General features: G+C 69.7%; 8 protein-coding genes. All 8 read right to left on the bottom strand.

The features are described from left to right. Positions 1–113 precede the first annotated feature (113 nt). Positions 114–812 (bottom strand): polysaccharide deacetylase family protein, encoded by a 699-nt coding sequence (locus ABZ930_RS21390; RefSeq protein ID WP_361549977.1) that lies wholly within the window; start codon positions 810–812, stop codon positions 114–116. Then, positions 809–1,138, bottom strand: coding sequence for a hypothetical protein (locus ABZ930_RS21385; RefSeq protein ID WP_361549975.1), 330 nt, complete (start codon positions 1,136–1,138; stop codon positions 809–811). The genes ABZ930_RS21390 and ABZ930_RS21385 overlap by 4 nt, the downstream gene beginning before the upstream one ends. A 45-nt stretch (positions 1,139–1,183) precedes the next feature. Next, positions 1,184–2,032 carry a class II fructose-bisphosphate aldolase gene (locus ABZ930_RS21380; RefSeq protein WP_361549973.1) on the bottom strand — a complete coding sequence of 283 codons (849 nt, stop codon included), beginning with the start codon at positions 2,030–2,032 and terminating at the stop codon, positions 1,184–1,186. A 97-nt stretch (positions 2,033–2,129) separates the two neighbouring features. Next, on the bottom strand, positions 2,130–2,903 hold the full coding sequence (locus ABZ930_RS21375) for a DeoR/GlpR family DNA-binding transcription regulator (protein ID WP_361549971.1): 774 nt from the start codon (positions 2,901–2,903) through the stop codon (positions 2,130–2,132). Continuing rightward, on the bottom strand, positions 2,893–3,912 hold the full coding sequence (locus ABZ930_RS21370; RefSeq protein WP_361549969.1) for a D-2-hydroxyacid dehydrogenase: 1,020 nt from the start codon (positions 3,910–3,912) through the stop codon (positions 2,893–2,895). The genes ABZ930_RS21375 and ABZ930_RS21370 overlap by 11 nt, the downstream gene beginning before the upstream one ends. After that, positions 3,909–4,769: a carbohydrate ABC transporter permease gene (locus tag ABZ930_RS21365; RefSeq protein WP_361549967.1), complete on the bottom strand. Its 861-nt coding sequence runs from the start codon at positions 4,767–4,769 to the stop codon at positions 3,909–3,911. The genes ABZ930_RS21370 and ABZ930_RS21365 overlap by 4 nt, the downstream gene beginning before the upstream one ends. A gap of 54 nt (positions 4,770–4,823) precedes the next feature. After that, positions 4,824–5,777: a sugar ABC transporter permease gene (locus tag ABZ930_RS21360; protein ID WP_361549965.1), complete on the bottom strand. Its 954-nt coding sequence runs from the start codon at positions 5,775–5,777 to the stop codon at positions 4,824–4,826. Between the two features lie 29 nt (positions 5,778–5,806). Beyond that, positions 5,807–7,108 carry a sugar ABC transporter substrate-binding protein gene (locus tag ABZ930_RS21355; RefSeq protein WP_361549963.1) on the bottom strand — a complete coding sequence of 434 codons (1,302 nt, stop codon included), beginning with the start codon at positions 7,106–7,108 and terminating at the stop codon, positions 5,807–5,809. Between the last annotated feature and the right edge of the window lie 202 nt (positions 7,109–7,310).

Here is a 7,310-nt window from a genome sequence, read left to right as displayed (position 1 = left end):
GTCGACCCGATCAGCGAGAGCTTCCGCACGCTGTCGGACGAGCTGATGCTCGACATCCTCAAGACGCTCGACATCCCCCCCGCCGCCTCGCTCCGTGGCCCTGGCCGATGGCCCTACCCGATGTACTGGATCATGGTGTTGCCGAACTGGTAGCGGTAGCCGGCCTCGCGCAGGGCGGCGTCCACCGCCGGGTTCGCTCCGTACGGCGTCCCCCACAGGAAGGCCGTGCTCGCGGCGTCCTGGCCGGTGACCGCGTCCATCCGGCGCTTGGGCTCGAAGATCTCCCGTCGCAGGTCCGGGTCGGTGCGCAGGGAGGCGGCCTCGGCGTGGTTCGCGGTGTGCGGGGTCACCACGTGCCGTCGGCTGAGCTCGGCGACGTCGTCCCACGTCATGGCGAGCCGGTCGCCCTTCTCGTTCTCCCGCACCAGGTCGATGTCGTGGGCGTTGGCGTAGTCGTACTGGTCGGCGACCGGCACATCCAGGAAGGCGGTGCAGATGAAGAACCAGGCGGTCAGCCCCGCCTCCTCGGCCAGCGGCGCGGCGACCTCGGCGTTGTTGCGGTAGCCCTCGTAGAAGACCGGGATGACTCCGGGGCGGCTCTTGTGCCAGCGGCCGGTGGACCGGAACAGGTCGAGGTCGTCGAGGGTGACGGCGGAGAAGTGCTCCGCGAGCTCGCTCAGCTCGCCGCGGATCTTGTCCGTGTCGGCGTGCGGTGTGTTGTGGTAGTTCACCACGCGGAGGTACCGGCCGGACCGCAGCGCCTCCTCCTGGCCCTCGAAGGACGGCAAACGGGTGCGGGAGGACGTGTTCATCGTCGGGTCTCGTCCTTCTGTGCGGCGGGGGCCTGGGGGGTGAGGTGGGCTGCGCCCATGACCTGGAGGACTTCGATCAGCGCGGGTTCGGAGTCGTCCGGGGCCTCGGGGACGAGGACGCCCCGGTAGTGCCGGAGCAGCGCGGCGAGTTCCTCGCCCTCCGCGTCCGTACGGGCCGGTTCCCGCGGCTCGTCGCTGTCGCGTGGGGGGACCTGGAGTGCCAGGAACATGGGGATGCCCTCGCGTTCGAGGACGCGCTCGCCGAGTTCGGTGAGCAGGGCACGGGGGTCGGGGACGGGTTCATGACGGGGTGCGGGGGTGGGCACGCTCGCAACTCCTGACGCTTCGTGGTTCGTTGGGTCTCTTCGTGCTCAGAGAGCGGCCGGGGCGGGGGCGAGGAGCTTCAGGCGTTCCTCGGTCGCCGCGGCCACTGCCTCGCGGCCGGCCGAGAGGTAGCGCCGGGGGTCCACTCCGGTGTACTCGTCGAGGCCGGCGCGGACGGCCCGGGTGAAGGCCGCGCTCAGATGCGTACCGAAGTTGATCTTCCGCATGCCGTGGGTGATCGCCGCCCGGAGCGCTGCGTCCGGGACACCGGACGAACCGTGCAGGACGAGCGGGACGTCGACGGCGTCGCGCAGCCGGGCGATCAGGTCCTGGTCGAGCGAGGCGGTGCGTTCGGTCATCGCGTGGGAGCTGCCGACGGCCACCGCGAGGGCGTCGATTCCGGTGGCGCGTACGTAGTCGGCGGCTTCGGCCGGGTCGGTGCGCGCGGTGGCGGAGTGGACGCCGTCCTTGCCGCCGATCTCTCCGAGTTCGGCCTCGACCCAGATGCCGTCGTCGTGGAGGCGGGCCGTGATCGCGGCCGTCCTGGCCATGTTCTCCGCGTGGGGCAGGCGGGACGCGTCGAACATGACGGAGCCGCAGCCCAGTTCCCGCGCGCGCAGGACGAGTTCCTCGTCCTCCACGTGGTCGAGGTGGAGGGCCAGCGGGACGCCGCAGCGGCGCGCCACCGCGCCCGCGGCGGCGAGGAGCGGTGCCGGATCGTCGCGGTGGTAGCGGACGGCGTTGTGGCTGACGGCGACGACGGCCGGTGTGTCAGCGGCCTCGCAGGCCTGGGCGACGGCTTCGGCGTGCTCCAGGGTCACGATGTTGAAGGCGAGGACGGCGGAGCCTTCGCGGACGGCGTGGTCCACCAGAGCGGCGGTGGGGACTAGGGGCATGGGGCACCTCTGTCGTGCGTGGAGCGATGGGTTCCAGGGCGTGTGTCGAAAGCCCTGCCGTCCGCCCGGAGGGCGAGCAGGACTTTCGACACGCGCCCTAGGCGTGGACGACCGTGCTGCCGTGGTCGTCGAGGGCGCGGCACACGGGGTGTTCGGGGCCGGCGTCGGTGACCAGGGTGGCGACGCGGTCGAGTGGTGCGAGGCGGACCGGTCCGCGGCGGCCGAGCTTGGAGTCGTCGGCGAGGACGACGACGCTGCGGGCGGCGGCGAGCAGCGCTCGGTCGGTCTGCGCCTCGTCGACGTGGGCTCCGGTGAGTCCGGCGTCGACGTCGAGGCCGTACGCGCTGGTGATGATGTGGCCGATCTGCAGTTCGTGCAGGGCGTGCTCGGTGAGGTGGCCGAGGAGGGACTGCTCACGGTGGCGCAGGACGCCGCCGAGCACGATGACGTCGACGTGAGTGGTGGCCGACAGGGCCTGGGCGATCGGCAGCGCGTTGGTCACCACGGTGAGGCCGCGGCGCTCCCCCAGCCTGGCGGCGAGGGCTTCGGTCGTGGTGCCGCCGCTGATGAGGACGGTGCTGTGGTCGGGGATCAGCCGGAGGGCGGCCTCGGCGATGCGGCCCTTCTCCTCCAGTTGGGTCGAGGCCCGCTGCGGCTGCTCCGGTTCGAAGACGCCGTCCACGGTGGTGGCGCCGCCGTGCACCCGGCGCAGCATGCCCTGGAGTTCGAGGTCGCGCAGGTCGCGGCGGACCGTGGAGGCGCTGATGCGCAGCAGGTCGGAGAGCTCCTGGACGTTGACGGTGCCGCGGCGGCGCAGCCGGGTCAGTACGGCGTGCCGGCGCTGCGGGGCGAGGAGGTATTCAGTAGCCACGATTGCGGTCCACCAGGTTGATGAGTTCGCGGCCTGCGAGGAAGCGCTCGACGTTCGCGGTGACCAGTTCGAGGGTCTGCTCCTCGTAGTCCGGGGCGAAGCCGGCGACGTGCGGCGTCAGGATGACTCCGGGCTCGGTCCACCAGTGATGGTCGGCGGGCAGGGGTTCCTCGTCGAAGACGTCGAGGGCGGCGCCCGCGATGCGGCCGGAGCGGAGTCCGGTGCGCAGGGCGGCCTCGTCGACGATGCCGCCGCGAGAGACGTTGACGACCATCGCGCCGTCCTTGAGGGCGCCGAGCGCGGCGGCGTCGATCATGCCGCGCGTCTCGTCCGTCAGGGGGCATGTCACGACGAGGTAGTCGCAGCGGTTCATGAACGCGTGGAGTTCGTCCGGGGTGTAGAGCTCGGCTTCGTCCGCGCCCTCGGCGGGGGTTCCGAAGAACTCGCCGGAGCGGGTGCTGCGGCCCCGCTTGAGACCGAGCACCGTCATGCCGAACTCACCGGCGAGGCGGCCTATTTCGCGGCCGATGCGTCCGTAGCCGACGACGCCGACGGTGGCGCCGCGCAGCCGCCGTGGCATCAGCGTGTTCCAACGCTCGCTCAGGGACGGCCACTTGCCACTGTGCTGCACCTCGATGGCGCGGGGCAGCCGGTGCGCGAGGCCGAGCAGCATCATCATCACGTACTCGGCCATCGGGACCGGCGAGATGCCGCCGATGGAGGTGAGCGGCACCGGGAGATCCCACACGCTGGTGTCCTTGAGATGGTCCGCGCCCGAGGTGTCGAGCTGGATCCAGCGCAGGTCCGGTGCCGCTTCAGGGGTGTTGGGGAAGACGGAGCCGGTGTGCAGGATCCGCGTACGGCGCCACACCTCCTCGGGCACGTCCGCCGGGTCGGCGGCGGGTATCTGCGTGACGGTGAGCCCCGGATGACTCGCGCGCAGCCGGTCGAGCCACCAGTCGGGGAAGGAGAGGGTGCTCAGGTAGTGGACGGGGGACGAAGAGGTCACTTGATTCCCGATCGTGCGAAGCCCTGGACGAAGTACTTCTGGAAGCAGAGGAAGAGAACGACCATGGGCAGTACGGAGATGAGCGCGAGCGCCATGATGGCGCCGTAGTCGGCGGTGTACTGGCCGTTGACGAACTGCATGCCGACGGCGAGCGTGTACAGCCGCTCGTCCTTGAGGACGGTCAGCGGCCAGGCGAAGTCGTTCCACTGGTAGAGGAACGTGAGCAGCGACAGCACCGCGATGAGCGGCTTGCACAGCGGCAGGACGACGGTGAAGAAGGTGCGCAGCTGGCCCGCGCCGTCCATCCGCGCGGCCTCGATGACCTCGTCGGGGATGCCGAGCATGAACTGCCGGGCGAGGAACACCCCGAAGGCGGTCGAGGACGCGGGGACGATGACGGCCCAGAAGCTGCCGAACATGCCGAGGGCGCTGACGAGCTTGAACTGAGGCACCATCAGCACCTGTACGGGCACGGTCATCGTGCTGAGCATGACCAGGAAGAGCAGGTTGCGGCCGCGGAAGCGCATCTTGGCGAAGGCGTAGCCGGCCAGCAGGTTGCAGGAGACGGTGATGAGGACGACCAGGCAGGTGATCACGGTCGAGTTCATCGCCCAGGTGCCCACGGGCAGCCGGAACACGCGGCGGAAGTTGTCCAGGGTCGGCGCGCTCGGCCAGAAGCGCAGCTGCGAGGTGTGCAGGTCCGCGATGGGCGAGAAGGCGACCAGGATCATCCAGAACAGGGGCAGGGCCATGGCCAGGCCGATGACGACGGCCGCGGCCACGCGCAGGTGGCGCCCGCGATCGCGTCGTCCCGGGCGGGTCGTTCCGGGGAGTCGGGCGGAGGAGGTGACGGACATCGGTGTCCTTAGGAGAGGGGTGTCCTTAAGGGAGAGGGGCAGCCGGGTGTGGGATCAGCCGACCGTGTCCCTGTTGCGGCTGAAGCGCCACTGCAACGCCGTGAAGATCATGACGATGACGTAGAGGACGATGCCGATGGCGGCCGCGTAGCCCTGCTGCCGTCCTTCGAAGCCGTTGCGGTACGCGTAGGTGATCATGACGTCGGTGGCGTGTCCCGGCCCGCCGAGCGTCATCACGTAGACGGTGTCGAAGACTTGGAACGAGTAGATGACGTTCATGATCAGCAGGAAGAACGTCGAAGGGCCGAGCAGCGGGATGGTGATGTTGCGCAGGCGCTGCCAGGGTCCGGCGCCCTCGACCTCGGCCGCCTCGTACATCTCGGGCGAGATGCCTTGCAGACCGGCCAGGTAGATCACCATGTTGAAGCCGATGCGCATCCACAGGGTGATCAGGACGACGGAGAGCATGGCGGTGCTGCCGCTGGTCTGCCAGGGCGCGGCGGGCAGGCCGAAGGCCGCCAGGAGCTTGTTGAGCAGGCCGATGTTCTGGTCGAACATCAGGGTGCCGATGAGGGCGGTGGCCACACCGGAGATGACCATGGGCAGGTAGACGAGGGTCCGCCAGAGCGGGCGCGCGGGCATCACCTTGTTGAACAGCAGGGCGACGCCGAGTCCGAGCGCCATCTCCACGGGCACGGTCGCCACGCAGAAGACGCCGGTGTTCAGGACGGTGCGCCAGAAGACCGGATCACCGGCCAGCTGACGGTAGTTGGCGAGCCCGGCCCAGGTGGGCGAGGCGAGTCCGGTGCTGTACTGGAAGCTCAGCACGAGCGCCATGACCAGCGGGACCAGCAGGAAGAGCGTGACGAGGATCAGGTTCGGGCCGAGCGTGCAGTACGCGGCGAGTGTCTCGCGGAAACGCGCGGCTCTGCGTTCGCGGGGCGCGGGCGGTGCGGGCACCGGTGCGGGCGGGCGCACGTCGCGCGGCGACGAGGCGAGGGTGGCCATGGCAACTCCTGTGTGCGGTGGGGAGGGCCTTAAGCGGAGGCCAGCGCGGTCCGGGTCGATGCGGCGATGTTGCGGAGCGTGACCTCGGCGGGCTGCCGGTTGACGAAGGCGGCCTCGAGTTCGTCCTGGAGCGCCGAGTTGATGCGGCCGAAGCCGGGGATCGCGACCTGTTCGGTCATGCCCGGGGTGAGGGCCGTGGCCTGTTCCGCGTACACCGGCATGAGGTCGGGCCGTACCGCGTAGTCGAGGGGCTGGGTGAGCAGGGACCGGCGGGTGGGCAGGACGACCGTCTGCTCGCAGAAGCGGGCCATGTTCTCCTCGTTCGCGAGGAACTTGAGGAAGTCGGCGGCGAGTTCGGGGTTCTCGGTGGTGCGGGTGGCGACGACCGCGTTGCCGCCGAGGTCGGTGGCCGCCGTGCGTCCTCGTGGCTGGAAGGTGACGCCGTACAGGTCCTTGTCGAGCGCAGGGTCGATCGTCGGCAGCAGGAAGTCGCCGGCGAAGCTCATGGCGACGGTGCCCGCGGTGAACAGGGAGTCGGGGAACGCGGCGCTCTTCACCGAGCTGTTGGGCGGGACGAAGCCCTCCCGGAAGAAGTCCTGGGTGAAGCGCAGGGCGCGCAGTCCCGCCGCTGATTCGATGGCGGGCGCCGTGAGGCTGTCGTCGAGGATCCTGCCGCCTGCCTCCCACAGCCAGGTCAGCCAGCGGAAGGCGCCGGTCTGCTGCCAGCCGTAGACGAAGGGGTAGACGCCGTGCAGCTTCTTGCGCAGTCGTGCGCATATCTCGCTGAACTCGTCCCAGGTCCATGCCTCGTCCAGCGAGGTCGGCACCGAGGTGATGCCCGCCTTCCGGAACATGTCCTTGCGGTACAGGACCGCCGTGGTGTCGGTGTGGTGGGGAACCGCGTACGGCTTGCCCTCGTGGCAGACGGCCTTCCACAGGGCTGGCAGGAACGCGTCGCGTTCCTTGTCGCCGAAGTAGGGGCTGAGGTCGAGGAGCTGACCGCTGGCGCTGTACATGCCGAGGTTCGCGTAGTCGCAGCGGAACAGATCGGGGGCGCGGCCGCCGGCGAGCAGCGCGTCCATGTTCGTGTACATCTGCTGGTAGGACTCCAGCCGGATCTGTACACGGATGCCGCGGTGGCGCCGTTCGTAGGCGCGGGCGAGGGCCTGGAAGGCGGCGATCTCGGTGTCGGCCCCCCACAGCGAGAAGGTGAGCGTGTCCGCTCCTGCCGAGCCCGTGCTGGAGGGCGAGAAACCGGACCGGCGGGCGAAGCCGACCGCTCCGGCACCTGCCACTGCGGCACCCAGCACGGCTCGTCTTGCGACAGCCATCGTGCACAACCTCCGTCGTCAAGGGGGGAGATTCGGCCGCGTAGGCCTTGATGCCTGCTTTTTAGTCGCCCCGGCCAAGGTCAGTCAATAACAAGCAAGCCATGATTTTTATTGCTCGTTTTTTCTTGACGGGGTTCGGGGGCGCGCCTAGCCTCGGCCCGGCGCCCGGCCTGTCCCGACGCCGCCACCTGCACTTTTCAGA

This window comes from Streptomyces sp. NPDC046716 (assembly GCF_040645755.1).
Classification (GTDB): domain Bacteria; phylum Actinomycetota; class Actinomycetes; order Streptomycetales; family Streptomycetaceae; genus Streptomyces.
The sequence above is the reverse complement of the archived record's forward strand: the minus strand, read 5'-3'. Positions and strand labels throughout refer to the sequence as shown.

Coding starts and splice junctions, on each gene's coding strand:
- ABZ930_RS21355 (WP_361549963.1), bottom strand. CDS start 7,108: ATGGCTGTCGCAAGACGAGCCGTGCTGGGTGCCGCAGTGGCAGGTGCC.
- ABZ930_RS21365 (WP_361549967.1), bottom strand. CDS start 4,769: ATGTCCGTCACCTCCTCCGCCCGACTCCCCGGAACGACCCGCCCGGGA.
- ABZ930_RS21390 (WP_361549977.1), bottom strand. CDS start 812: ATGAACACGTCCTCCCGCACCCGTTTGCCGTCCTTCGAGGGCCAGGAG.
- ABZ930_RS21360 (WP_361549965.1), bottom strand. CDS start 5,777: ATGGCCACCCTCGCCTCGTCGCCGCGCGACGTGCGCCCGCCCGCACCG.
- ABZ930_RS21380 (WP_361549973.1), bottom strand. CDS start 2,032: ATGCCCCTAGTCCCCACCGCCGCTCTGGTGGACCACGCCGTCCGCGAA.